The organism is Arminella tubonensis (assembly GCF_003240585.1).
Classification (GTDB): Bacteria; Pseudomonadota; Alphaproteobacteria; order Rhizobiales; family Rhizobiaceae; genus Rhizobium; species Rhizobium tubonense.
The window spans coordinates 53,355-77,993 of record NZ_PCDP01000045.1 but is presented as its reverse complement, the minus strand read 5'-3'; the positions used below and the strand labels follow the sequence as shown (position 1 = coordinate 77,993).

Genomic DNA, 24,639 nt, shown 5'->3' with positions numbered 1-24,639 from the left:
GAAGATTGTGCCTCGCCGCTAGTTTCCGCAGTGCGAAGAAGCTTGTGGGCGTTTATCGTCTCGAAAAGGGTCAATTGGCGAGTAAGCGCTTTATCAGGTTCGTCCGCCCTCGAATATCTTCAGATGAAGCATGCGTCGCATGGTGCCTCCAAAGTCGCTGCCCGTGCTGACCAGGAGGGCGTTCGAGGCTTGTTGTTCCTCGGGCTCTTCTGTCTGCAGGGTCGAGCGGTCGGTGAGCATGCGGCTGCGGTCGAGGGAAAGAAATTCGACCGGTTCGGCGCCAAGTGAGGTGGAATTCGCCACAGGCGTCAGGCAGCCGAGTAACCGGTCGCAAGTCTCGCTCGAGGACCGTATCGGCATCATCGCCAATTCGACTGCCAATTGGCGACCGCTGACGGTGTAGCCTGTCGCGTTCATTAGCGCCGGTACGGCATGTGCCATCACGCTGCGGGCGATCCTGACCGGATCGTCCGACTGGTCGCCAGCCCAAAGCGAGGCGAAACTCCGCTCCCGAAGTTCGCGACCGAACAGATTACAGATCGCAGTTCCCGCCAGCCGGAAGCGTGATGTGCCCGAGGGCATTTCTTCAAGGATGAAAAGGTGCGGCAGAATGTGGCGCACCGACGCTGGGTCGATCTGCGCGCGCAGTGGTGCATCAAATTGACCGCGTATCCGGTCCCAATAGTTAAGGATTTCGATGCTGGCTTTCTGGCACATGGCAGTTCATGTTTCATTTCGGTTCAGAACAGGATCACTCGCACCCCTCAGACTTTCTCTTGCGAATTTCATGCCACGGGCAGGCCGTTAAGGTTAAGAGAGAGTTTCGATTGAGTTTCGTTGTCGGCCATGGGATGAAGGCTCAGCACTTCACGAAGGGTTGACCTTCGGCACCAACTGTTGAGGGGCAATGCTCCGAAAGCCGTCCGGCCCAGCTGGATGGCTTTTTTTTTGACATGCGCTCCTGTATGCCTGCTCTTCCCTACGAATTTGATTTCGAAATGATCGAGCAAGACATGGATGATGCATCGCCGCCGCCCGTACCTCAGGAAGGCGAATTCGAGCCGCGCCCGCCGCGCAATCCAGTCTTCAATCTGCCATCGGCGCTGGTTGGGACGCTTGGGCTACTGGCCGCTATCTTTCTCATTCAGAGCCTGCTGCTGCCACCCAAAGCCCTCGACTGGTTCTATTTCACCTTCGGTTTCATTCCGGCACGCTATGTGACGCCGCTGTCGAGACAGGGGCTCGAATGGCTCTGGACGCCGGTAACCTATTCGCTGCTGCACGGCGGTGTCGAGCACATCGTTTTCAATGCATTGTGGCTGATGGCTTTTGCTGCGCCTGTCGTCAGGCGGATCGGAACTACCCGATACGTCCTGTTCTGGATTCTGTCGGCCATTGCATCGGCCTGTTTGAATGCGGCGCTGCATTGGGGCGCGCTGACATTGCTGATTGGCGCCTCGGGTGTCGTGTCGGCACTGATGGGTGCAGCTTGCCGGTTTGCTTTTCCGACCGAGCGCCGGGGAGCAGCTATGCAGGAAGCCCACCTCAATCCACGGCTGTCGATCATCGAGGCGCTACGCAGCAGAACGGTGATGATGTTCATCCTGTTCTGGTTCCTCGGGAATATCTTGATCGCCTTCGGTATTCCACTGATCGGTGACGGCTCGCAGGAAATCGCCTGGGATGCCCATATCGGCGGCTTCCTGTTCGGATTCCTGCTGTTTTCCTTCTTCGATCGGGCGCCGCCGCCGATCGAGATCGTCAATATGGATGTGATCGAGCAAAATTGAATAATTGCATTCTGCAGGTCAGAAGAGCACCATTTGATTCCATTTCCGTGCGGGTGGCGGAGCGGCGCGGGGCTGTAAACGAGGAGAGTTCGTCTAACTTTCGGGAGGATCGAATGTCAGTTTCCATAAAATCCATACTGGACGCCAAAGGTCGCGATGTCGTGACGACCGGGCCGAATACCACGCTTTCAGAAGCGGCGAAGATGCTGAACGAAAACCGCATCGGCGCGATTGTCATCGTCGGGGCGGATGGGCGTATTTCCGGCATCTTTACCGAACGCGACGTGGTCAATGCGGTCGCCAAACACGGTGCGGACAGCCTCGGCAAGCAGGTGTCATCCCTGATGACGACGAAGGTGCATCGCTGCAGGGAGGATGCAACTATCAACGATCTCATGGAACTGATGACGCAACGGCGGTTCCGGCATGTCCCCGTCGAGGACAAGGGAAAGCTTACTGGCATCATATCGATCGGCGACGTGGTCAAATCCCGTATCAGGGAGATCGAGCTCGAGGCAGAGCAGATCAAGGCCTATATCGCCGGATAGAATCAAAGCAGGACGGTGGTGCGTTGCCGCCGTCCTCACAAGTCAGCGCGCGTAGGCTTCCTGCATGCGCCGGATTTCGGGAAGTCGTGCCAAGGTTTCCTCGTAGCCGCGCTCGATCGCCTCGCCGGCGCGATGAAACTCCGACAGACCGATATCGCTCATTCGCGGATGCAACGCCAGATCCGGCGGATCACCGGCAAGGCGAGCCCGCGAAATCCTGTCCTGGATGATGTTGAAAGCCTGCACCATGACGCCGGTCATGCCGAGCTTGGTATAGGGTGATTCCGCCTGGCGCTGGATTTCCGTCGCGGACAGGGTGGCATTATGCTTGACGACGGCCGAGCGGCCGTAAAGATCGTAGTGGAGGTTGACGGCGACGACGAGCGGTTGCTCGTAGGCCCTGCATACCGAGACTGGTACTGGATTGACCAGGGCGCCATCGATCAGCGTGCGGTTGTTGCTGCGCACCGGTTCGAAAATGCCGGGCAGGGCATAGGATGCCCGCAACGCGGTGATCAATGAGCCGTTGGCTATCCAGACCTCATGGCCGGTGTTGATTTCAGCCGCGACGGCGACAAAGGGACGGTCCAGGTCCTCAATGGTCAGGCCCTCGAGATGTTCCTGCATTCGCTTCGTCAGTCGCATGCCGCCGAATAGGCCGCTGCCGCCGATGGTCAGATCAAGGAGGCTGGCAATACGGCGCATTGTAAGGGAGCGTGCAAAGGTTTCCAGTTCGTCCAGCTTGCCCGCGAGGTAGCAACCGCCGACAAGGGCGCCAATGGATGTGCCGGCGATCATGCCGACTTCGATGCTTGCCTCGTCCAGCGCACGCAGCACGCCGATATGAGCCCAGCCGCGCGCGGCGCCCCCGCCGAGCGCCAGGGCTATCTTTGCCTTTGGCGGCGGAGCGGGCAGAAGGGGCAATTCCGGAACATCATGTGCGGGAGGCAAACTTGAATCGGCCGAAGCTGGTCCGGCCCCCTGACGATTCAAACCCCAGTACAGCATTTCATGCTTTCCTCCAGGACTTATGATTGTCCTTTGCTTTTAAGTAGTGTCCCTTTTTTGTTTCCAAATCGTATATATCAGAGTTGCCTGGCTATTTGGAGGCCAGTTGCCGGCTTCGATCCTATCGGTCGTAGACTTCGCCCGGATCAAAATGCCTGTGCTCATCGGTGATGCGCACGACCGGCTTTCCGTCCTTGAGCTCCACCGTCCGGTAGAAACATGAGCGACGGCCAGTATGACATGTCGCATGGTGCCCTGCGACCTCCACTTTCAGCCAGATTGCATCCTGATCACAATCGGTGCGAATTTCCTTCACGGTTTGAAGATTGCCGGAGGTCTCGCCCTTTTTCCAGATTTTTCCGCGAGAACGGCTGAAGTAATGCGCCGTCCCCGTCTGAATGGTGAGTGCCAGTGCGTGTGCGTTCATGTGCGCCACCATCAGCAATGCGCCGTCATGCGCGTCGGTGACGATCGCGGTGATCAGTCCGCGGTCGTCGAAGCGGGGCGTAAAGTCCCCGGCATCTTCCAGTTCATGCTTGTCGGCGGAGGGTTCGTCGAATGTCACGCTCATATCCGGCTCTCAATTGGATGCCGATCAGCGGCCCCGCACCATTGTCATGAAACGCACCTGTTCGGCAGGGTCGACCTTGAACGAACCGGTGAAGGTCGTCGTCAGTGTCGTTGAACCTTGCTTCTGCACGCCGCGCATTGCCATGCACATATGCTCCGCTTCGATCATGATCGCGACGCCGCGCGGGCGCAGCGTCTCGTCGATCGCAGCCGCGATTTGCGCCGTCATGGCTTCCTGCGTCTGCAGGCGACGGCCATAGATCTCGACCACGCGGGCGATCTTGGAGAGACCCAGGACGCGGCCGTTTGGAAGATAGGCGACATGCGCCTTGCCGACGATCGGCACCATGTGGTGTTCGCAATGAGAAAAGAACGGAATGTCCTTGACGAGAACCATGTCGTCATAGCCGGCAACTTCTTCGAAGGTACGGCCGAGGACGTCTTCCGGATCCATGTCATAGCCGGCAAACAATTCGCGATAGGATTTTGCAACGCGCGCCGGCGTATCCACGAGCCCTTCGCGCGTGGGATCGTCACCGGCCCAGCGGAGCAGAACGCGGACTGCGTCTTCTGCCTCCTGCTGCGACGGGCGATCCGACTTGAGGTCGGGCTGCGGAAAATTCTTTACAACGGCATCCATACTGCAAGGTCTCCTGATCCGCGGCGCGGATCCGTTCTTTCGGTCTCGCCGTTGGCATTCCCCGTGATTGAGGGAGGTCTACCGTGGCGGGCTCCGGGGCTTTCGGGCTGCTTTTCGCAGCCTTCCGGCACGGTTTCCCATCAAAACTCGCGAAAGACCGTTGCAAATGAGCGGCCTTCGAACAACATACATATAGTATGGTGATATCTCTATGAAAGTGTTCGAATGGGACACGGTGTGTTTTTTGTTATGATACGTCACGCCGCTGCGCCGGAGCAATAACGATGATGGACGACATCTACAACAGCAAGATTCTTGAGTTTGCCGGCAATATACCGGGAAATGGAACCTTGTTGGATGCCGATGCAAGCGCTCAGGCGCATTCCAGGCTCTGCGGCTCGCGTGTGAAAATCTGGCTGAAGATGGATGGTGACGTGGTGAGCGGCTTCGCTCATGAGGTCAAGGCATGCGCCCTTGGACAGGCGTCGTCCTCAGTCATGGCCCGTCATATCGTCGGCGCGTCAAAAGACGAGATCCGGCAGGCGCGGGAGGATATGCTCGCTATGCTGAAGGCGGACGGCGAGGGGCCGCATGGGCGGTTCGCCGAGATGCGTTATCTGAAACCGGTCAAGGATTACAAGGCGCGCCATGCCTCCACGATGTTGACGTTTGACGCTGTCGTCGATGCGATCGCGCAGATCGAGGCCAGGCACCTAGAGCCGGCGGCGGTTGGCTGAGCGATGTGCGACGGACCCGATTGCGGCCATGTCAGGCTGGAAAAACGACCATATGCCGGGCGCAACTGGCCGGGGCCGTTTCGGAAAACGCCTGACAGGCTCCTCGGCATCGGGTTCATTCGTTTCTATCAATTGACGTTGTCCGGGTTCATCGGCAACTCCTGCCGACACCTGCCGACCTGCTCTGAATACGGCTATGAGGCAATCGCGCGGCACGGTCTCTGGGCGGGTGGATGGATGACGCTGTTTCGGGTCGGCCGCTGCGGCCCGGGGGGAACGAGTGGCTTCGATCCGGTGCCGGAACGGCTGGCGGCGCGACTTCGCTGGTGGACACCGTGGCGGTACTTCCGCCTCGGCAGCAAATCTATCTAGTCGCCGTGGCGGTCTATGTCGCGCTGCTGCACAGCATAGTCCTCGGTGCCGGCCGTAGGGTCGTCATGAGCGAATTGCGCGCGATGGCGGCAGACCTCGGGTTCAGAAATCCGCAGACGCTTGTCGCAACCGGCAATCTCGTCTTTGAAGGCGACAATCCTTCCATCCCCGATATCGAGAACATGCTCGAGACAGCTTTCTCAGCGAGCTTTGGCAAGTCCGTCGATATCATCGTCCGTGAGGCCGGCGCCTGGCGTCGGCTGGCTACGAACAATCCATTTGCGGACGGGATCGGGAGCGATGTCGTCGTCCGCGTCATGCGCACGCCGCTGGACCCGAGCGTTCTCGATATGCTCAGCGATCGAAGAAGCGGATCTGAACGGATCGCAATCGTCGGAGGCGACCTCTGGGTCAATTTCGGCGGCAAGCCGAGCTTGTCGCGCCTGCTCTCGGTCCTGACGACGAAGCGCCTCGGCGTCGGCACGTTGCGCAACTGGAACACGGTGCGTGGACTTGACCAGATGCTCGGCCCTTAGCATCGCTTCTTCTTTACTAGGGCGCGAAAAGCCTTTATCAGGCGCCGCGAGATCGTTCGGCATTGGACGGTCTCGAACGACAGCACCACCCGCATTCGTTGGCGGGACTGGATGAAGGAGAGTCTCGATGTCTGAACTAATTTCCCTAACATTTCCCGATGGTTCCGTGCGCAGCTTCGAGGCTGGCGCAACCGGCCGGGATGTTGCCGAATCCATTTCGAAGTCGCTTGTCAAGAAGGCCGTCGCGATTGCGATCGACGGCACGGTGCGTGATCTTTCGGATCCTGTCGTCGACGGGAAGATCGAAATCATCACCCGCGCGGATGCGCGCGCGCTGGAGCTGATCCGCCATGATGCGGCGCATGTGATGGCTGAAGCCGTGCAGGAATTGTGGCCGGGTACGCAGGTGACGATCGGTCCAGTCATCGAGAACGGCTTCTATTACGATTTTGCCAAGAACGAGCCATTCACGCCCGACGATCTTCCCATCATCGAGAAGAAGATGAGGGAAATCATCCAGCGTAACAACGCGTTCACCAAGCAGGTCTGGTCACGCGAAAAAGCGCGGCAGGTCTTCGCCGACAAGGGCGAGAACTACAAGGTCGAACTTGTCGATGCCATTCCTGCCGGACAGGATTTGAAGATCTACTACCAGGGTGACTGGTTCGATCTTTGCCGCGGCCCACATATGGCATCCACGGGGCAGATCGGCACGGCGTTCAAGCTGATGAAGGTGGCCGGCGCCTATTGGCGCGGCGACAGCAACAATGCGATGCTGACGCGTATCTATGGCACGGCGTTTGCCGAACAGGCGGAGCTCGACAACTACCTCCATATACTGGCGGAAGCCGAGAAGCGCGACCATCGTCGTCTTGGACGCGAGATGGATCTGTTCCATTTCCAGGAAGAGGGGCCGGGCGTAGTCTTCTGGCACGGCAATGGCTGGCGGATGTTCCAGTCGCTGGTGTCCTATATGCGTAGGCGGCTCGAGGGCGACTACCAGGAGGTCAATGCGCCGCAGGTGCTCGACAAGTCGCTTTGGGAAACCTCCGGCCACTGGGGCTGGTATCGCGACAATATGTTCAAGGTGACGGTTGCCGGTGACGATACCGATGACGAGCGCGTCTTCGCGCTGAAGCCGATGAACTGCCCGGGCCATATCCAGATCTTCAAGCATGGCTTGAAGTCTTACCGGGAACTTCCGATCCGCCTTGCGGAATTCGGCAACGTGCATCGCTACGAACCATCAGGTGCCCTGCATGGTTTGATGCGGGTCAGGGGCTTTACGCAGGATGACGCGCACATCTTCTGCACGGACGAGCAGATGGCGGCCGAGTGCCTGAAGATCAACGAACTGATCCTTTCGGTCTACGAGGATTTCGGATTTGACGAAGTCGTCGTCAAGCTGTCCACGCGTCCTGAAAAGCGCGTCGGCTCGGATGCGCTTTGGGATCGCGCCGAAAGCGTCATGCTGGATGTTCTGCAGACGATCGAAGCGCAGTCCGGCAATCGCATCAAGACCGGCATCCTGCCGGGCGAAGGTGCGTTTTACGGTCCGAAGTTCGAATATACGCTGCGGGATGCGATCGGGCGGGAATGGCAGTGCGGCACAACGCAGGTCGACTTCAACCTGCCGGAGCGCTTTGGTGCCTTCTACATCGACCAGCATTCCGAAAAGACGCAGCCCGTCATGATCCACCGCGCGATCTGCGGCTCGATGGAGCGGTTCCTCGGTATTCTGATCGAAAACTTCGCCGGCCATATGCCGCTGTGGATTTCGCCGCAGCAGGTCGTGGTCGCGACGATCACGTCGGACGCCGACGAATACGGCCTGGAAGTTGCCGAGACGCTGCGTGATGCCGGCCTCACCGTCGAGACCGATTTCCGCAACGAGAAGATCAACTACAAGATCCGCGAGCATTCCGTTACAAAGGTGCCGGTCATCATTGTCTGCGGGAAAAAGGAAGCCGAAGAGCGCTCGGTGAACATCCGCCGCCTCGGTTCGCAGGCCCAGACATCGATGTCGCTCGATGAAGCGGTGTCTTCGCTGGTTATCGAGGCGACGGCTCCCGATATTCTTCGCAAACGTGCGGCGAGGAAGGCGAGGGCGGCCTGAGAAAGTCTGTCTGACGGCGTTTAAGGAGACGCTGTCAGACAACTGACATACAACAGTAATATATGCGCCTTCATCGGTAAGGAGCGGGTCAAGCCCCGGCAGACATTTGAACTTCAACGAACTGTCTTATGCCAACGAACGGAACACGCGCATAAAGCGCTGGTTCATCCGTTCGATCGAGGGCCTTTCCGGTCGTGACCGCTATGCAAGGCTCTATGATATCTGGCGAAGCGACATCGTCGGCAAGAGCGAGCGCGTCTTCGGCAAGATGCTCGACCTGATCGACATACGCATGGACGTGCGCGGCGAATGGCCGCCGCGAAACATGCCCGATGCGCCGATCGTCATCGTGGCGAACCACCCGTTCGGCATAGGGGACGGTATCGCCGTGCTGGCTCTCGCGGAGCAGCTCGGGCGACCTTTCAAGGTGCTCATCAACGACGAGCTTCTGAAGGTGCCGGAAATGAGCGAATACTCGTTGCCGGTTTCATTCGAGGAAACCAAGGAAGCAATGGCCATCAACATGCAGACGCGCCACGAGGCGGTGCGCCTGCTGAAGGAAGGCGTGACCATCATTGTCTTTCCGGCCGGCGGCGTTGCCACGGCCAAGAAGGGCTTTGGCAAGGCTGAAGACCTGCCGTGGAAGATATTTCCGGCGAAGCTGATCCAGGCGGCGCGGGCAAGCGTCATTCCGATCTATTTCGAGGGACAGAACGGCCGATTGTTCCACCTCGCGAGCCGGGTCTCGCTGACGCTGCGCATTTCGCTGCTGATCCGGGAGTTCCGTCGTCTTTCAGGAAGCACGATCACCTCCCACATCGGCGACGTGATCTCCTGGGAAACGCTTAGCAGCGGTGCGGATCGCAAGGATCTGTTGTTGCGGCTCTACAGCGCCGTCTTTTCCATGGAGCCGCCGCGGCGGCAGTTCTTGAAGCGCGCCGGCTGAGGCATCAATCCATGCTGGTGCCGCTGTCGCCTGCGGGTAGCGGTTCCTGCACCGGCGGAGCAGCCTGCACCTGAGCTGGTACATGGCCCGGCGTGGGTTGCTGCTGAGCCTGGGGGATCTGCTCCACTTGCGGCTCGGCGTCGATATCCGGAGCGTCCTGCGGCTGCTGCTCCTTCATCAACACTTCCACATCGGTATTCCTGCCGGCTACGACGGTGAAGTCGCGCTGATAGATCTTGTCCTTGTTTCGGGCGACGGCGGAATACTTGCCTTCGGCCAGGATCAGCGTCGGAAAGGCGCTGACGCTTTCGCCGACGATGTCGCCGGCTGCCGTCAATATCGACCAGGCCGTGTCGGCAAGCGCCTCGCCACCCTTATCGGCTACAAGCTTCAAGGTGATCTTCGCGGCCCTATGCTGGATTGTTGCCTGGGTGACGTGTCCGGCTTCGACCTGGATATCGGCGCGGATGACAGCGTTGACACTGCCGTATTCAGAGACGACGTGATAGGTGCCGGCGCTCAGCCCCACCAGCGTGTTCGGCTTTACATCCGCCATCACGAGGCCGCGCGTGCCGTCTTCCTTGACGTCGTTCGAGTAGATCGAAAAACTTAGCTCATCCGGAGGGATGCGCACATCCGAACCGGAGACGGCATTGAGCAGCATGCCGCCGGCGTCGAGCACCATCACCTGCTTTTGCGTCTCGCCTTTTGCCGGCACCGTAAGCTTCTTTGTGACGCCGGCGCGCCCGAAGGAGACGTTGACGAAATAGTCGCCGGGAGCGAGCTGAAATGCGGCGGATCCACCGGAGGAGCTTGCCAGCAGCGGCAGCTTACCATCCGGGCCGGCAATCGGGCTGAACACGTACCAGGAAAGGCCCTGTTGCAATGGCTGGCCGTCTGTCGACAATTTCGCCTCCAGCGCCACATCATGCAGCGCCGTGGAGGGAGCAGTCGAGGTCCCGGGAGCAATGAAGGCATTCAGCTTCGGCATTTTCGGCGTGCTGTCGAGCTGCTTGAATTGTTTAAACGCATCCTGCGCCGATGCCGCAACGCTGAGGCTCAAGACTATTGCTGCGGCTAAACCGAACCAGCGAAAGGGCGATATGCGTGACATGGGATCCCAATCGATCGACGTCATGAGCGACCGATCCACTTCAAGACCAATGTGGTGGCAAATTCAAGACTATCGGGGTCGTCGCAACGTGTTTCCGGCGCGTTTTCACGGTCGGCCCGAAAACCTCGCCGTTGCAGCCGCCTCCAAGCGCCGTGTCGCGAGGATGCGCGCCACTTCCCTTGGACCGTGGTCGCGGTTTTGCTGGAGCGCAGCGCATTGACATCGCCAGCCGCCGGGGCGAAAACCCGGGCTCGAACCGTCTGTTCGCAGCGCCCCCAAAGATGCCAGGCACGGAAAAACACCCCATCATGAAAACCGATATCAAGCTGATAGACTATCTCGAGGTCCGCCGTTCCATTCCCGCCTTCCAGATGTCAGAGCCGGGACCAGACAAGGCCCAGATCGAGCATATCCTGCGGATCGCCTCGCGCGTGCCGGATCACGGCAAGATCGCCCCCTGGCGGTTCATCGTCTATCGTGGTGCGGAGCGGCAGCGTATCGGCGAGGCATTGCTCAAGCTCGCGCTGGAAGCCAAGCCGGATCTTTCCGAAGAGATGATCCAGGTCGAGCGGGCGCGGTTCACCCGCGCGCCAGTTGTCGTTGCCGTGGTCAGCAAGGCCGCACCGCATTTCAAGATCCCCGAGTGGGAACAATTGATGTCGGCGGGCGCGCTATGCCTCAACCTTTTGATCTCCGCCAATGCGCACGGCTATGTCTCGAACTGGCTGACGGAATGGTTTGCCTATGATGAGCGGGCCTATCCGCTGCTGGGCATCAAGCCTGGGGAGAAAGTCGCAGGTTTCATCCACATCGGCTCGACTGACTTCCCCGCCGTAGAGCGGCCGCGCCCCGAGCTCGCCGAGACGGTCACTTGGGTGGGAGGCGAGGACGCCTGATGTTCTACAAGACCGATACCAACCATCACGGTCTTTCTTACGATCCCTTCAAGGCGATCGTGGCGCCACGGCCAATCGGATGGATTGGAACAAAGGGCAAGGACGGCTCGGTCAACCTGTCGCCCTATTCCTTCTTCAATGCCGTCTGCGACAGGCCGAAGATCGTCATGTTCTCATCGGATGGCCGGAAGGACAGTGCCCGGAATGCGGAAGAGACCGGCGTATTCACTACCAATTTCGTCAGCCGCAATCTAATCGACAAGATGAACGCTTCCTCGATCACGGTGCCCTACGGCATCGACGAGTTCGCCCTGGCGGGGCTGACTGCGACCGCCGGGACGCTGGTCGACGCTCCCTACGTCGGCGAGGCGTTTGCGGTGCTGGAATGCCGGGTCACCGAGATCATCAACCCGATGACGCTGACCGGCGAACGAGCCGCAAACGTCATGGTTTTCGGCCAGGTCGTCGGCATTCACATCAGCGAAGCGATCGTGAGGGATGGCCGATTGGACATGGCGATGGCTCGGCCGGTCGGGCGCATGGGTTATATGGACTACAGCGAGAGCAGCGATGTCTTCGAGTTGATGCGCCCGAGGCCGCCGCAAGGTTGACAGTTGGAAAGCCGGAGCTTCGCGAGGAAATCCTGCAATCCGAGTTAACAGACATGGTGAACTAATCATAAACTTTTAGGCGCTAACGTGAGGCTCATAGGTTGTTGAGCGAGAATCGTCTCGCAGGTTTCGGGGCTCCACGTGATCGTAGAAGCATTTCTTCGTTGGGCGGAAACGGCCAAGGCCGGAGATAGGGCGCGGGCCGCCAATGTGCTAGGGCGGGCTTTTCTCGGAACGACGATGCCCAAAGCGGAGCGTCGCGCTGCCGAGATGGCGATGACCTATTTTCTCGATGATCCGTCGCCACGCGTGCGCCTTTCGCTTGCGGAGGCGCTTGCTCATTCGCCGGCGGCGCCGCGCAGCGTGGTACTATCTCTTGCCGAAGACCAGCCGGAGATCGCCGGCCATGTCATTCTCTGCTCGCCGCTCTTTACGGATGCCGACCTGATCGATCTTGCCCTACGAGGCACCAGCCTGACGCGAGGGCTCATCGCCTCGCGCGGAGAGGTTTCATCGGTGGTTTCCGAGGCTATTGTGGAGATTGGCGGCGAGGAGGAAATTGTCTGTCTGTTGGAAAACGCCGGCGCCTCGATTTCGCGGGCATCGATGAAACGCCTGGCGGAACGGCTTGGGCATAGGGCCGCGGTGCGCAATCTGCTTCTTGAACACGGAAATCTGCCTTCGGACGCTCGCCACGTGCTGATGCAACAGGTCAGCGCAGCGCTGGCCGGTTTCCGCCTAGTCCGGGCGGCGGTCGGGGACAGCCGGCTGCGCCATGTCACCCGGGAGGCCAACGAGAGCGGAACCGTGGCGATTGCCGGTGCTGTTCAGCATGACGACATTCCCGGCCTGGTGGAGCATTTGAGGCTTTCCGGGCGGCTGACGCCGGCTTTCCTGATGCATGCGCTCTGCTCGGGCAAGGTCGACTTCTTTGCGGGCGCCATCGTCAATCTTTCCGGCTGCGACGACCGTCGCGTGCGCTCGATCCTCGGCACCGGCCGGATGCATGCGGTGAGGGCCTTGTACGAATCCGCCGGTCTTCCTCGCGATATCAGCACCATCTTCGTCGAGGCGACATTGCTCTGGCGCAATGCATCCCGGGCAACAAGGGGAACTATCCTCGAAAACGTGTCGTCACGCCTGCTGCAGACATTCCGCCGCAAGCGCGGAACATCGAATGCCGCGGCAGAACTGCTTGATATGGTCGAGAAGCTGAATATCGCCGAGCAGCGGCAGTCGGCTCGCAGCTTCGCGTCGCAGGCATCCCTGGCTGCCGCCTGATCGCTGCTTTTAGTTCGTCAACCGCTTCGCTACCCATGAATAGCCATCCGACGCAAAATGCACGGGCTGGATCAGGACAGTTTTGACGCTGTCAACGGACGGAAGCATATTTCGAGCCTGGTCGATCGCACGGGCCGTGAAGCCGACTATGCCATGGGAGGGCTTTGGCTGGGCATCGGCTTTGACCGGCGGCATGGCGGGCGGCTCGACCGCCGTCTTTGGCGGCGTGGTTGCGGCTACAACCTGAATTGGCTGGCACACGGCGATAACAGTCGGGTAGTGGACATTGGCATATGTCCGCAGCCGCCTTTCCATATCGGCGTCGCATTGGGCCACCGTATCCCAGCGCTTTTCGGGCGAAGCAATATAGTTGCACTGGGTGACGCTGTCGTCGCAGCCGAGAATGGTCATGGCAATCAGAAGGGCGTGCATGGTAGACCGTTTTGCTTGATTCAATCGATCATTGTGGGAATCCCTTTTGCACCGCGAATTGCCTCGGAAAAAAGGCAGTCGTGCGTTAACTTTTTGTCATTTCGCGGAGGAACCATTGTTGCTCAGCATTGGCGCCTAATCACCCGCGCGGAGCCGGCGCTCTTCGTCTGCACGACCAGCGGCTTGGGCGTCGGCGGCTTCGCGGTGCAAGCGGACTTGCAGTTCAGGTTCGCGTTGCGCCTGTTCTTCCGCCAGTTCGACTTCGCGGATCGATTCCCGCCAGATCGCGACGATGATGGCCATCAGGACCGGACCGATGAACAGCCCGAGAAACCCCATGGTCTTTACGCCGCCGACGAGGCCGAAGAAGGTCGGCAGGAACGGCAGCTTGATCGGCCCGCCGACGAGCTTGGGCCTTAGTGTCTTGTCGACGATGAAGAGCTCGACCGTTCCCCATATCAGCAGACCGATGCCGGCGACGTGGTCGCCGCTGGCAAGCAGATAGATCGAGACCAGGGTAAATGAGAGCGGGGCACCTCCGGGGACAAGAGCCATCAGTCCGGTGATGACACCAAGCGTCACCGGCGAGGGAACGTCGGCGATCCAATAGGCCACGCCAAGCACTATGCCTTCGCCGATGGCGATCACGGTCATGCCCATGACGGTCGAACTGATCGTTGCCGGGACGACGCGGGAGATGCGCTCCCAGCGGTTCGGCAGGATTCGCTCCCCGAGAAGGTCAAGCTGACGGACGAAGGACGGCCCGTCACGGTAGACGAAGAACAGTGCGATCAGCATGAACAGCAGCGTCAGCACGACATGAAAGGCGCCACCGCCGGCAGCCAGAACCGCTCGGTAGATATTGCCGATATTGGCGCCGCTGACGACCTGTGCCAGTTCGCCGATCGAACCGGGGCTGCCGATATAGCGTGTCCATTGCTCGCCAAGCCATGGGCCGACGACAGGCAACACCTCGATCCATTGCGGCGTCGGCGCGCCGAAGCGATTGGCATGTACCGCCCAGGCAAACCACTCCTTGATCTCACCTGAGGTATAAATGACCGCAAACACGATCGGCAGAACGAGGAAGGTGACGATGAGGACAATCGCGATCGTCGCGGCAATCGTCTTGTTGCCGACCCGCCGCCGGAGATCGCCATAGAGCGGCCATGTGGCAAAGCCGATCACGAGTGCTGCAAGCACCGGGACGATAAAGCCGTAGAAAAAATAGATGCCCGCGAGCGCGATCAGGATCAGCAGCCAACGCGCCGCCGAAATAGACGGAATCAGGGCCATGCGCGCCGGCGCGGAGGGCCCCAGCCATCTCGGCTCCCTTGACTTCTGTCGCTCGAACATACCCACCCGGACTTGCTTTACTGCTTATTGGTTGAACCGGTTATGAGCCATGATATGGGCCGATTCAAGGGAGACATCTCGTCAAGGTGTATAATCCTTCGCCGTGACAGCCGGAAGACGACCATTGCCGGCGAAGCTAGCGCGGACGACTGAGGACCTTGAACGCGTAGAACTGGGTTTTCTGGGTGGGGTTGAAGTTGTTGTCGGCGACCAGGATCATCACGTCGGCGCCGTCCTTCGCCTTGCCGAAGGTTATCCCCTCGATATTGTCAGGCGCGACGCCGAGGGCGCGCAGGTCGACGATCTGGGTTTTGCGGACGGGCACAATCGGTTGATCGCTCGTTGCCAGCGAGGCGATACCGGAGACATCAGTGGCGCCTTCGAGGTCGAACATCTCGATCACGACGGAGTTGCCGACGCCTTGCGCATAACCGCGCTCGATCGCCAGGATGCGGTGATCGTCCAGGGCCAGCATTTCTGAAACACCAAAGTCATTCCAACCGCCGGGTTTCGCGGGAGCCTGCGGAATTGGTGACACCGGATAGACATATTCCGCCTTTTGCACGCCGCTGCCTGCGTCGTAGCGGATGATCCGGGCGAGGCTGCCATTGGTCAGGGTGGTCATCGGGCCATCCTGGTAAAGCGCCGATTCGAGCCCGACGATCAGGTCGCCCGATGACAGGAAAGTGGTGCTTTCGAAGGCGAGGTTGTCGCGGATGCCTGTGCTGTGGTCGGCGGTCGGTATGAAACCGGACGGCAACTGCAACTCGCGGATAAAGGTTCCGTCAGGCTTGGCGACGCGCACGAAAGGCGGGATCAACGCCTTGCCGTCGCCTTCGCTGCTCCAGTAGATGCCGTCCCTGCCGATGCGAATTGATTCCGGGTCAACGCCCTTGATCATGAACGGCAGATTGTTCTTGTCCATGAGCGTGACATGATCGAGTACAGCTACGCTTTTGAGGCCTGCTGCGCCGACGTCGATGTCGAGATGATAGAAGCGCGCTGGCGCTCTTTCGGAGCGATCGTCGCTAATAGCTATGTAGCGACCCGTGGCAGGATCGAAATCGATCCCGGAGAGACCACCGACTTCGACACCGTTTTCCATGAACCCTGTCGGGATGTCGAATTCGCCGAGATAGGAGAGGCCTATGCCGGCGTGGCAATCTCCGACCGGGCAGGGGACATCGATTGTAGTCCCGATGTCGGTGGCGCCGGCAGCTTGGATAAGGAAGAGCAGCAGCGACGCAGTTGTCAAAAAGGGCTTGAACATGGCGATCGGTAAAATCCGGTGTGGTGAAATGTCATCGACGCGGTTTCAGCGCACGGTCATCTCGCCGCACGCCTGCTATCCACGCGATGCATCTATCCACGGCTCCGTGACGCTTTCGTTACGGTAGGCTGTCGTTTCAATGAAATTCGAGCCTATGCCGCTTCGCGTCGTTCAGATGTCGAGATTTTCCGCGAAAGCGGCGCGCTCCTGGATGAAGCGGAAACGGGCATCTGGTTTTGTGCCCATGAGGTTGTCGACAGCGACCCTCGTGCCTTCGAAGTCGACATCGTCAATGGCGACCTTGAGCAACGTGCGCTTGGACGGATCCATCGTCGTTTCCTTGAGCTGGGCGGGCAACATTTCTCCGAGACCCTTGAAGCGGCTGATCTCGATCTTGCCTTTGCCCTTGAAGACGGTGTCCGTCAGCTCCTGGCGGTGGATATCGTCGCGGGCGTAGGCGGATTTTGCCCCCTGCGTCAGCTTGTAGAGCGGCGGGACGGCCAGGAACAGGTGGCCGCCGCGGATCAGTTCCGGCATTTCCTGGTAGAAAAAGGTGATCAGCAGAGAGGCGATGTGGGCGCCGTCGACGTCGGCATCGGTCATGATGATGATGCGCTCGTAGCGCAGATCCTCGTCGCGATATTTCGTGCGCGTCGCGCAGCCGAGCGCCTGGATGAGATCGGACAGCTGCTGGTTGGCGGTGAGCTTTTCGCGGCCGGCACTGGCAACATTGAGGATCTTGCCGCGCAAGGGCAGGATCGCCTGGTTCGAGCGGTTGCGCGCCTGCTTGGCGGAGCCGCCAGCCGAATCGCCTTCGACGATGAAAAGCTCGGCGCCGGCTGCAGTGTTCTGCGCGCAATCGGCGAGCTTGCCGGGAAGGCGGAGTTTTCTAACGGCGGTCTTGCGGCCGACTTCCTTCTCCTTGCGGCGGCGAAGGCGCTCTTCGGCTCGTTCGATCACCCAGTCGAGCAGCTTTTCGGCCTCGCCGGGATTGTCGGCGAGGTAATGGTCAAAGGGATCGCGCAATGCGTTTTCGACAATGCGCTGCGCCTCGGCACTTGCCAGCCTGTCCTTGGTCTGGCCGACAAACTCCGGCTCGCGAATGAAGACAGACAACATTCCGACTGCTGAGATCATCACGTCATCAGTGGTGATGCCGGCCGCGCGCTTGTTCTGCGTCAGATCAGCGTAATTCTTCAATCCCTTCAGCAGCGCAATCCGGAGGCCGGCCTCGTGCGTGCCGCCTTCGGTGGTCGGGATGGTGTTGCAATAGGAGTGAACCTGCGGATCGCCGCCATACCAGGTGATCGCCCATTCAAGCGAACCATGGCCATTCGCTTTTTCCGATTTTCCGGAGAATATCTCACGGGTAACCGTGAACTCCTTGCCCATCGTCGCCTGCAGGTAGTCCTTCAGGCCGCCCGGAAAATGCAGGACCGCCTTTTCGGGAGTCTCCGAGCCCTCGGGCAGCATGCCTGGGTCGCAACTCCAGCGGATTTCGACGCCGCCGAACAGATAGGCCTTCGAGCGCGCCATGCGGAAAACGCGGGCCGGATCGAACTTGGCGTGATCCCCGAAAATCTGCGGATCGGGGTGGAAGCGAACGCGGGTGCCGCGGCGATTGTGGACGTCGCCCAGTTCCTCCAGGCCGCCCTGAGGCAGGCCGCGTGAGAAGCGCTGGCGGTAGAGCTTGCGATTGCGGGCGACCTCGACCTCGAGATCATCCGAAAGCGCGTTGACGACCGAAACGCCGACGCCGTGGAGGCCGCCGGAGGTTTCATAGGCCTTGCCGTCGAATTTGCCGCCGGCGTGAAGCTTGGTCATGATGACTTCGAGTGTCGAAACGCCGGGCACCTGTGGGTGGTTCTCGACAGGAATACCGCGGCCGTTGTCGCTGACCGTCAGGTAGCCCTTGATGTCGAGATGCACCTCGATGAAGTTGGCATGGCCGGCGACGGCCTCGTCCATCGAGTTGTCGATGACTTCGGCAAAGAGATGATGCAGCGCCTTTTCGTCCGTGCCGCCGATATACATGCCGGGGCGCATGCGCACTGGCTCAAGGCCTTCGAGCACGCGGATAGCCGATGCATCGTAATTTTCGGAATTGGATTGCGACGGCGGCTGAGGGCGCGCGGCCGCGGCGACCGGCGCTACCCTTTCAGCCGGCACGACGGGCTTTTCTACCGGTTGCTTCTGAGAAGCCGGTATTGCGGAAAAGAGATCGTTGTTGTCATCCATGAAGCGTTCAGATCTTACCTTAGAGAAAGGGCTGTTGGCTCGCCGGGATCGAGCCGAACCCTGGAAAATAGCGCATTTACCGCTGCGTTCGCGAATCATCCGGATATTGCCAGAAGGCCGGGCAAAACGCGATGTCGGCGATCCAGCGTTACATCAGGAGAAAAGATTTGCTTCCTCGCGGCGGTAATGGCAAGCCAGACCGGTCCCAGGGAGCCGAACCGCGCACGAATGTCCACAGCTCATTTCGTCACTATCGCCGCAATTGTGGCGCTTCTATCACCCTTTGCCGCGTCGAACGTCGCCGCCGAGGCGCTGGCACCTTACAAAGACGAGCTGTTCTCGAACCAGACGGTTATCGAAAGCCACGACAAAGGCGCCTTCGAAACGATCGACTATCAGGAGATGCGTGACATCAACGGTCGCGACATTGTGCCCGAGCGACGCGTGAAGCCGGCCTACCTGTCGCTTGGTGTCCGCGACAAGCAGACGGACGAGACATTGATGCTTGGCGATCGGAAACTCGATGTCACCAGGGTGGGACTTGACGCGGGGCAGGCATTCACGGTCATCTTCATCCATGGACGGGACGGCGATCGCCGGCTCGGCGCCAACGACTACATGTTCGGCGGCAACTTCAACCGGCTGAAGAACCTCTCCGTCGGCAATGGCGGCAGCTACTATTCTCCGAGCGTCAGGACCTTCGACAGCGATGGTGTTGCCGATATTGCGGCGCTGATCCGCTACTCCTATGAGAAGTCAGGCGGCAAGCCTGTGGTTCTTTCCTGTGCTTCGATGGGCAGCCTGATCTGCTGGGGGATTACGCGCGATGCGGAAAGCGTCAAGCGGCTGAAGGGAATGGTCATCCTCAGCGGAGTGACCGACCCGGCCTTTCTGAAGAGCGCATTTCATAAAGCGAAATTGCCCATCTGGTTCACGCATGGCAGCAATGACCCCGTTTACGCGGCAACCGATCAAGAGCAATTGTTTGAAAAACTCTACAAGGCAAACTATCCAACGCGGTTCACTCTTTTTGCCACCGGTTCGCACGGGACGCCGGTGCGCATGACGGATTGGCGAAAAGTGCTGGATTGGATCCTGGCGGCGAGGTCGTAGTGGTTATTTTCACGCTTCGTAATTTTCAAACGATTTGAATTGATCGGAACGGCTTCCGGCAACTTTCTTTTTCTCCAAGCTTTTGTTAGTCGGCATAGAGTTGAGGGGAGTGAAATACCAAATGACAGAGAGAATGCGCCCGCTACTCGCGGGGAACTGGAAGATGAACGGAATCCGAGATTGTCTTCCAGAGATCAAGGCGATAGCCGAAGGCGTCAAGCACCCACTCTCTGAGAAGATTGAGACGCTACTCTGCCCGCCAGCGACTTTGCTGTATGTCGCCACGGCGCTTTGCAGCGATAGCCCGCTGGCGATCGGTGCGCAGGATTGTCATCAGGACGTCAGTGGGGCGCACACAGGCGACATTTCGGCGGCGATGATCGCTGATTGCTTCGGCACCTACGTCATCGTCGGACACTCGGAGCGCCGCAGGGATCACGGCGATACGGACGAGCTGGTGCGCGCCAAGGCGGAAGCGGCGCATGCGGCCGAGCTGGCGGCGATCATCTGCATTGGCGAAACCGAAGATCAACGGTTGGCTGGCGAGACCCTCGACGTATTGAAACGGCAGATCGCGGCTTCCGTGCCGGATGGCGCGACGGCTGAGACGACGGTGATCGCCTATGAGCCGGTCTGGGCGATCGGCACCGGGAGGACACCGACGCGGCCCGATATCGAAGCTGCGCACGCCTTCATGCGGGCTGACCTCATTGCCCGCTTCGGCGCGGAAGGCAAACGAATCCGAATCCTTTACGGCGGCTCAGCCAACCCCAGGAATGCGAAGGAGTTGGTCGGCATTGCCAATGTCGACGGGCTTCTCGTTGGCGGCGCCAGCTTGAAAGCCGCGGATTTCCTCGCCATCTATGGGGCATACGAGCAACTTCACGCTTAAACGCTTTGCTTACACCTCCCGGTTCTCTCAAAAGGGCTTGGAATAGGTGAGAGCCTCATGTAAAGAGCCGCGAGCTTTTCTTCATTATGCCTGCGCGAGCGGGCAGGACTGGACCCATGCAGACCGTTTTGATTGTCATTCATCTTATGATCGTGCTGGCGCTTGTCGGCGTCGTATTGATCCAGCGTTCCGAAGGCGGCGGTCTTGGCGTCGGTGGCGGCTCTGGCTTCATGTCGGCCCGAGGCACTGCGAATGCGCTGACCCGCACGACCGCAATCCTTGCGGCGCTGTTTTTCCTCACCTCGCTCGGCCTCGGCGTCCTGTCGCGTTACGAGGGCCGTCCGACCGATATCCTGAACCGTATTCCTTCGACCACCGGTCAGGGTCGCGGTGTTCTTGATTCGCTCGGCGGCGCCCAGCCTGCCAGCGGTCAGGCACCGGCAAATGGCGCGGCGCCCGCTGCTCCTGGTGCAACTGCTCCGCAGGCACCGGCTGCACAGCCGACCGCTGGACAGGCTTCTCCGGCACCCGCTCAGCCCGCACCGGCTAAAAGCGATACGGGCGTTCCGACAGGCAACTAAGCTTGTCTTGCAATAAACCTCCGGCAGGTCTTCGGATCTGCCGGTTTTCTTTTGTCGATATGCATCGTTCGCCTCCCAAAGTTCTGGAAAAGAATTTTTGGGCTGGCGGAATCGTTTGTTAGAAGGTATCCGGTGAATCCCATGGCGCGATATGTATTCATCACTGGCGGCGTGGTTTCCTCTCTAGGCAAGGGAATTGCGGCCGCGGCTCTCGGAGCATTGTTGCAGGCCCGTGGTTATCGGGTCCGCTTACGCAAACTGGACCCCTACCTGAACGTGGATCCCGGGACGATGAGCCCGACCCAGCATGGCGAGGTGTTCGTCACCGACGACGGCGCGGAAACAGACCTCGACCTTGGCCACTACGAGCGCTTCACCGGCCGCTCGGCGACCAAGACCGACAACATCACCACCGGCCGCATCTACAAGAACATCATCGATAAGGAACGACGCGGCGATTATCTCGGCGCGACGGTGCAGGTCATTCCGCATGTCACCAACGAGATCAAGGATTTCGTGACCGAGGGAAATGACGAATATGATTTCGTCATCTGCGAGATCGGCGGCACGGTTGGCGACATCGAGGCCATGCCTTTCATGGAAGCGATCCGCCAGCTCGGCAATGACCTGCCGCGCGGCACCGCGGTTTATGTCCACCTGACGCTGATGCCTTACATCCCGGCTGCGGGCGAGCTCAAGACCAAGCCGACGCAACATTCGGTCAAGGAACTGCAGGCACTGGGTATCCACCCCGACATTCTGCTGGTGCGCGCCGACCGTGAAATCCCGGAGGCCGAGCGCCGCAAGCTTTCGCTGTTCTGCAACGTCCGCCACTCCGCCGTCATCCAGGCCCTCGACGTTGCCAATATCTATGACGTGCCAATGGCTTACCACAAGGAAGGCCTCGACAACGAGGTGCTGGCCGCCTTCGGCATCGAGCCGGCCCCGAAGCCGCGCCTGGAGGCGTGGGAAGAGGTCTGCAATCGCATCCGCACGCCGGAAGGCGAGGTGACCATCGCCATCGTCGGAAAATATACGGGCCTGAAGGATGCCTACAAGTCGCTGATCGAAGCGCTTCATCATGGTGGCATCGCCAATCGCGTCAGGGTCAATCTCGAGTGGATCGAATCGGAGGTCTTCGAAAAGGAGGATCCAGCGCCCTATCTCGAGAAGGTCCACGGCATTCTGGTTCCGGGCGGTTTCGGCGAGCGCGGATCTGAAGGCAAGATCCATGCGGCCCGTTTCGCGCGTGAGCGTCAGGTGCCGTATTTCGGCATCTGTTTCGGGATGCAAATGGCTGTGATCGAGGCTGCCCGCAATCTCGGCGGCATTGAACATGCGTCATCAACCGAGTTCGGTGCGACTGCGGAGCCGGTCGTCGGCCTGATGACAGAATGGTTGAAGGGCAATGCGCTCGAGAAGCGCAACGCGTCCGGCAATCTCGGTGGCACGATGCGGCTTGGCGCCTATCAGGCCGCGCTGAAGAAGGGCACCAAGATTTCGGAGATTTATGGCTCGACCGAAATTTCCGAGCGTCACCGCCACCGATACGAGGTCAATGTCGACTACAAGGAACGGCTGGAAAGCTGCGGCCTTATCTTCTCGGGTATGTCGCCCGACGGCGTGTTGCCGGAGACGATCGAATATGCCGATCATCCCTGGTTTATCGGCGTGCAGTACCATCCCGAACTGAAGTCGCGCCCGCTTGACCCGCATCCGCTGTTTGCCAGCTTCGTCGAAGCAGCGCTCGAACAGAGCCGCCTCGTGTAAGACGTTGCGGTTTTGTTGACAGACAAAAGGAAGCCCGGCGTTTGCCGGGTTTCGTCGTTATAGGTCGATGGAAATTTTGGCCACTACGTCGTTTGACTATCGCATGCCAGCTGTTTCCATGCCAGTTTGCCGGCAGACACCGGGAATAGTTTGATGATCCTCAATCCATTTGACGACCGGTCCGAAAGGACCAGAACAAAGGTCGCCGCGACTTATATTTTTCTTACGGCCTTTAATATCGTGACATGGGCGTGGGCATGGTTTGCCTTTTCAGATCGCCCGACGCTTCTAGGGACGGCCTTTCTCGCGTACATGTTCGGGCTTCGCCACGCTTTCGACGCCGACCACATCGCCGCGATCGACAATGTCGTGCGCAAGCTGGTGCAGGAGAAAAAGGCGCCTTTCGCCGTTGGCTTCTTCTTCTCGCTCGGTCATTCGAGCATCGTGGTCCTCGCCTCTATTGCGATTGCGGCCACGGCTGCCGCGATGCAGACGCGGCTCGATGCTTTCCACGACATCGGCGGTGTTATCGGTACGACGATCTCGGCGCTGTTCCTTCTTATCATCGGCATCGCCAATCTTTTCGTTCTGCGAGGCATATGGGCGGCCTTTGGAAAGGCGCGACGCGGGGAGAGGATCGTTGACGAGGACCTGGATGCGCTGCTTGCCGGCAGCGGTTTCCTGGCGCGCATCTTCCGACCGATGTTCAAGGTCGTGACGCGCTCCTGGCATATGTATCCGATCGGCTTTCTGTTCGGTTTGGGCTTTGATACGGCCACCGAGATCGGCGTTCTCGGTATTTCCGCGGCTCAGGCGGCGCAAGGCATGTCCTTCTGGACAATCCTGGTCTTCCCGGCACTTTTCACCGCAGGCATGTCGCTGATGGATACCACTGACAGCGTGCTGATGACCGGCGCCTATGGCTGGGCCTTCGTCAAGCCTGTCCGCAAGCTATGGTACAATCTGACGATCACTGCTGCTTCAGTTGTCGTTGCCGTCTTCATCGGCGGCGTTGAGGCGCTGGGCCTTCTGGTGGACAAGCTTGGTCTCGAGGGCGGAGCGTGGAGCCTCGTCGGCGACCTCAACGACAACCTCGCAAATTTCGGCTATGCCGTCGTTGGAATTTTCCTTGCAAGCTGGCTGATTTCGGCCGTGCTCTATAGGGCAAAGGGCTACGATAACTTGCAAATCAGCAGCCCCTGACGCATCATCCTCATTGAAAATGGCCGCCATCAGCGCTTTCCGCTACGACAACGGCGAGATAATCCGGGAGTATGAACATGGGCCGGACAATCAGGCGCGTTCGCGTCGCACTTGCTGCGCTCTTTTGCATCGTCGGTTCCCACGCAGCGCTGGCGCAATCACCTGCAGGCTGCTCGCTGCAGCCGATCTCCGGGACATCGCGGCAGGTTCTCCATTGCAAGGGCGGGATCAGCATCACGGCTGAGGCAGGCGCGCGTTTTCAGTTGATCGACCATAACCGTGATGGACAAGTCGATGCGGTTTCGCTCAGCGAAAAAGCCGTGCTGCTCGACGTTGACAGCAAGCGGGTCAAGGGCGGCTTTGAAGTCGTGACTCCGCAGGCGATCGCCGCTGTGCGTGGCACCAGATGGTCGGTCGATGTACAGAGCGGCAAGACCTCTGTCCTGGTTCTCCGTGGCAGGGTCGCCGTCCACCGTCCGGATACGCGTGCTGGCGTGTCGTTGGGACGAGGGCAGGGCGTCGATGTCGATGGCGGCAGTAGCCCACTGGTCGTCAAGCGGTGGCCTGCGGCTCGCGTCTCCGCTCTCATGGCCCGGCTCGGCCAGTAAGACAATAAGCA

At 59.6% G+C, this 24,639-nt stretch carries 25 protein-coding genes; 16 read left to right on the top strand and 9 right to left on the bottom strand.

Features of this window, described 5'->3' with window-relative positions:
- Nucleotides 1-93 precede the first annotated feature (93 nt).
- The gene (locus CPY51_RS22400) at nucleotides 94-717 is read right to left on the bottom strand and encodes a PAS domain-containing protein (RefSeq protein ID WP_111162445.1); all 624 of its coding nucleotides are present in this window, start codon (nucleotides 715-717) and stop codon (nucleotides 94-96) included.
- A gap of 296 nt (nucleotides 718-1,013) precedes the next feature.
- Here CPY51_RS22400 and CPY51_RS22395 point away from each other — a divergent pair, with 296 nt between their 5' ends.
- Both CPY51_RS22395 and CPY51_RS22390 read left to right on the top strand, forming a co-directional pair.
- Nucleotides 1,014-1,790, top strand: a complete 777-nt coding sequence (locus CPY51_RS22395) for a rhomboid family intramembrane serine protease (RefSeq protein ID WP_111162478.1) — start codon at nucleotides 1,014-1,016, stop codon at nucleotides 1,788-1,790.
- Nucleotides 1,791-1,903: 113 nt separating this feature from the next.
- A complete protein-coding gene (locus tag CPY51_RS22390) occupies nucleotides 1,904-2,338 on the top strand; it encodes a CBS domain-containing protein (protein ID WP_111162444.1) in 435 nt (144 codons plus the stop codon).
- Nucleotides 2,339-2,380: 42 nt separating this feature from the next.
- Here the strand turns inward: CPY51_RS22390 and CPY51_RS22385 are convergent, their stop codons facing one another.
- From CPY51_RS22385 to folE, 3 genes are all read right to left on the bottom strand, one after another.
- Nucleotides 2,381-3,346, bottom strand: a complete 966-nt coding sequence (locus CPY51_RS22385; protein WP_111162443.1) for a patatin-like phospholipase family protein — start codon at nucleotides 3,344-3,346, stop codon at nucleotides 2,381-2,383.
- 121 nt (nucleotides 3,347-3,467) lie between these two features.
- Nucleotides 3,468-3,917: a phosphoribosyl-AMP cyclohydrolase gene (gene hisI, locus CPY51_RS22380; protein ID WP_111162442.1), complete on the bottom strand. Its 450-nt coding sequence runs from the start codon at nucleotides 3,915-3,917 to the stop codon at nucleotides 3,468-3,470.
- 24 nt (nucleotides 3,918-3,941) lie between these two features.
- Nucleotides 3,942-4,556 (bottom strand): GTP cyclohydrolase I FolE, encoded by a 615-nt coding sequence (gene folE / locus CPY51_RS22375; protein WP_111162441.1) that lies wholly within the window; start codon nucleotides 4,554-4,556, stop codon nucleotides 3,942-3,944.
- Between the two features lie 287 nt (nucleotides 4,557-4,843).
- Here folE and CPY51_RS22370 point away from each other — a divergent pair, with 287 nt between their 5' ends.
- The 5 genes from CPY51_RS22370 (at nucleotide 4,844) to CPY51_RS22350 (ending at nucleotide 9,263) form a co-directional block, all read left to right on the top strand.
- Entirely contained in the window at nucleotides 4,844-5,293 is a 450-nt protein-coding gene (locus CPY51_RS22370; RefSeq protein WP_195909605.1) for an iron-sulfur cluster assembly scaffold protein, read from the top strand.
- Nucleotides 5,294-5,296: 3 nt separating this feature from the next.
- Nucleotides 5,297-5,665, top strand: coding sequence for a membrane protein insertion efficiency factor YidD (gene yidD / locus CPY51_RS22365; protein ID WP_111162439.1), 369 nt, complete (start codon nucleotides 5,297-5,299; stop codon nucleotides 5,663-5,665).
- The gene (locus tag CPY51_RS22360) at nucleotides 5,620-6,201 is read left to right on the top strand and encodes a DUF1697 domain-containing protein (protein ID WP_275540493.1); all 582 of its coding nucleotides are present in this window, start codon (nucleotides 5,620-5,622) and stop codon (nucleotides 6,199-6,201) included. Before yidD ends, CPY51_RS22360 begins: the two co-directional genes overlap by 46 nt.
- Before the next feature lie 127 nt (nucleotides 6,202-6,328).
- Nucleotides 6,329-8,317 (top strand): threonine--tRNA ligase, encoded by a 1,989-nt coding sequence (gene thrS / locus CPY51_RS22355; RefSeq protein ID WP_111162437.1) that lies wholly within the window; start codon nucleotides 6,329-6,331, stop codon nucleotides 8,315-8,317.
- A gap of 106 nt (nucleotides 8,318-8,423) precedes the next feature.
- The gene (locus tag CPY51_RS22350) at nucleotides 8,424-9,263 is read left to right on the top strand and encodes a lysophospholipid acyltransferase family protein (protein WP_111162436.1); all 840 of its coding nucleotides are present in this window, start codon (nucleotides 8,424-8,426) and stop codon (nucleotides 9,261-9,263) included.
- Nucleotides 9,264-9,267: 4 nt separating this feature from the next.
- On the opposite strand, the gene CPY51_RS22345 is transcribed toward CPY51_RS22350, so the two are convergent.
- Nucleotides 9,268-10,377 carry a hypothetical protein gene (locus CPY51_RS22345; RefSeq protein WP_111162477.1) on the bottom strand — a complete coding sequence of 370 codons (1,110 nt, stop codon included), beginning with the start codon at nucleotides 10,375-10,377 and terminating at the stop codon, nucleotides 9,268-9,270.
- Between the two features lie 308 nt (nucleotides 10,378-10,685).
- Between CPY51_RS22345 and CPY51_RS22340 the strand changes: the two genes are divergently transcribed.
- The 3 genes from CPY51_RS22340 (at nucleotide 10,686) to CPY51_RS22330 (ending at nucleotide 13,165) form a co-directional block, all read left to right on the top strand.
- Nucleotides 10,686-11,273 (top strand): nitroreductase family protein, encoded by a 588-nt coding sequence (locus tag CPY51_RS22340; protein WP_111162476.1) that lies wholly within the window; start codon nucleotides 10,686-10,688, stop codon nucleotides 11,271-11,273.
- Nucleotides 11,273-11,884 carry a flavin reductase family protein gene (locus tag CPY51_RS22335; RefSeq protein WP_111162435.1) on the top strand — a complete coding sequence of 204 codons (612 nt, stop codon included), beginning with the start codon at nucleotides 11,273-11,275 and terminating at the stop codon, nucleotides 11,882-11,884. Before CPY51_RS22340 ends, CPY51_RS22335 begins: the two co-directional genes overlap by 1 nt.
- Before the next feature lie 141 nt (nucleotides 11,885-12,025).
- A complete protein-coding gene (locus CPY51_RS22330; RefSeq protein WP_111162434.1) occupies nucleotides 12,026-13,165 on the top strand; it encodes a DUF2336 domain-containing protein in 1,140 nt (379 codons plus the stop codon).
- Between the two features lie 9 nt (nucleotides 13,166-13,174).
- Here the strand turns inward: CPY51_RS22330 and CPY51_RS22325 are convergent, their stop codons facing one another.
- The 4 genes from CPY51_RS22325 to parE all read right to left on the bottom strand — a co-directional run bounded on the left by CPY51_RS22325 (nucleotide 13,175) and on the right by parE (nucleotide 18,461).
- Nucleotides 13,175-13,597, bottom strand: a complete 423-nt coding sequence (locus CPY51_RS22325) for a hypothetical protein (RefSeq protein ID WP_111162433.1) — start codon at nucleotides 13,595-13,597, stop codon at nucleotides 13,175-13,177.
- A gap of 135 nt (nucleotides 13,598-13,732) precedes the next feature.
- Nucleotides 13,733-14,953 carry an AI-2E family transporter gene (locus tag CPY51_RS22320; protein WP_111162432.1) on the bottom strand — a complete coding sequence of 407 codons (1,221 nt, stop codon included), beginning with the start codon at nucleotides 14,951-14,953 and terminating at the stop codon, nucleotides 13,733-13,735.
- A 136-nt stretch (nucleotides 14,954-15,089) separates the two neighbouring features.
- The gene (locus tag CPY51_RS22315) at nucleotides 15,090-16,223 is read right to left on the bottom strand and encodes an esterase-like activity of phytase family protein (RefSeq protein WP_111162431.1); all 1,134 of its coding nucleotides are present in this window, start codon (nucleotides 16,221-16,223) and stop codon (nucleotides 15,090-15,092) included.
- A 171-nt stretch (nucleotides 16,224-16,394) separates the two neighbouring features.
- On the bottom strand, nucleotides 16,395-18,461 hold the full coding sequence (parE, locus tag CPY51_RS22310; protein ID WP_111162430.1) for a DNA topoisomerase IV subunit B: 2,067 nt from the start codon (nucleotides 18,459-18,461) through the stop codon (nucleotides 16,395-16,397).
- Between the two features lie 228 nt (nucleotides 18,462-18,689).
- Between parE and CPY51_RS22305 the strand changes: the two genes are divergently transcribed.
- The 6 genes from CPY51_RS22305 (at nucleotide 18,690) to CPY51_RS22280 (ending at nucleotide 24,628) form a co-directional block, all read left to right on the top strand.
- On the top strand, nucleotides 18,690-19,574 hold the full coding sequence (locus CPY51_RS22305; protein WP_111162475.1) for a dienelactone hydrolase family protein: 885 nt from the start codon (nucleotides 18,690-18,692) through the stop codon (nucleotides 19,572-19,574).
- A 121-nt stretch (nucleotides 19,575-19,695) separates the two neighbouring features.
- Nucleotides 19,696-20,466 (top strand): triose-phosphate isomerase, encoded by a 771-nt coding sequence (tpiA, locus tag CPY51_RS22300; RefSeq protein ID WP_111162429.1) that lies wholly within the window; start codon nucleotides 19,696-19,698, stop codon nucleotides 20,464-20,466.
- A gap of 116 nt (nucleotides 20,467-20,582) precedes the next feature.
- Nucleotides 20,583-21,047, top strand: a complete 465-nt coding sequence (gene secG, locus CPY51_RS22295; RefSeq protein ID WP_111162428.1) for a preprotein translocase subunit SecG — start codon at nucleotides 20,583-20,585, stop codon at nucleotides 21,045-21,047.
- A gap of 132 nt (nucleotides 21,048-21,179) precedes the next feature.
- On the top strand, nucleotides 21,180-22,817 hold the full coding sequence (locus CPY51_RS22290; protein WP_275540492.1) for a CTP synthase: 1,638 nt from the start codon (nucleotides 21,180-21,182) through the stop codon (nucleotides 22,815-22,817).
- A gap of 153 nt (nucleotides 22,818-22,970) precedes the next feature.
- A complete protein-coding gene (locus tag CPY51_RS22285; RefSeq protein WP_111162426.1) occupies nucleotides 22,971-24,020 on the top strand; it encodes a HoxN/HupN/NixA family nickel/cobalt transporter in 1,050 nt (349 codons plus the stop codon).
- 77 nt (nucleotides 24,021-24,097) lie between these two features.
- Complete coding sequence (locus tag CPY51_RS22280) at nucleotides 24,098-24,628, top strand: FecR domain-containing protein (RefSeq protein ID WP_111162425.1); 531 nt, start codon at nucleotides 24,098-24,100, stop codon at nucleotides 24,626-24,628.
- Nucleotides 24,629-24,639: the final 11 nt, after the last annotated feature.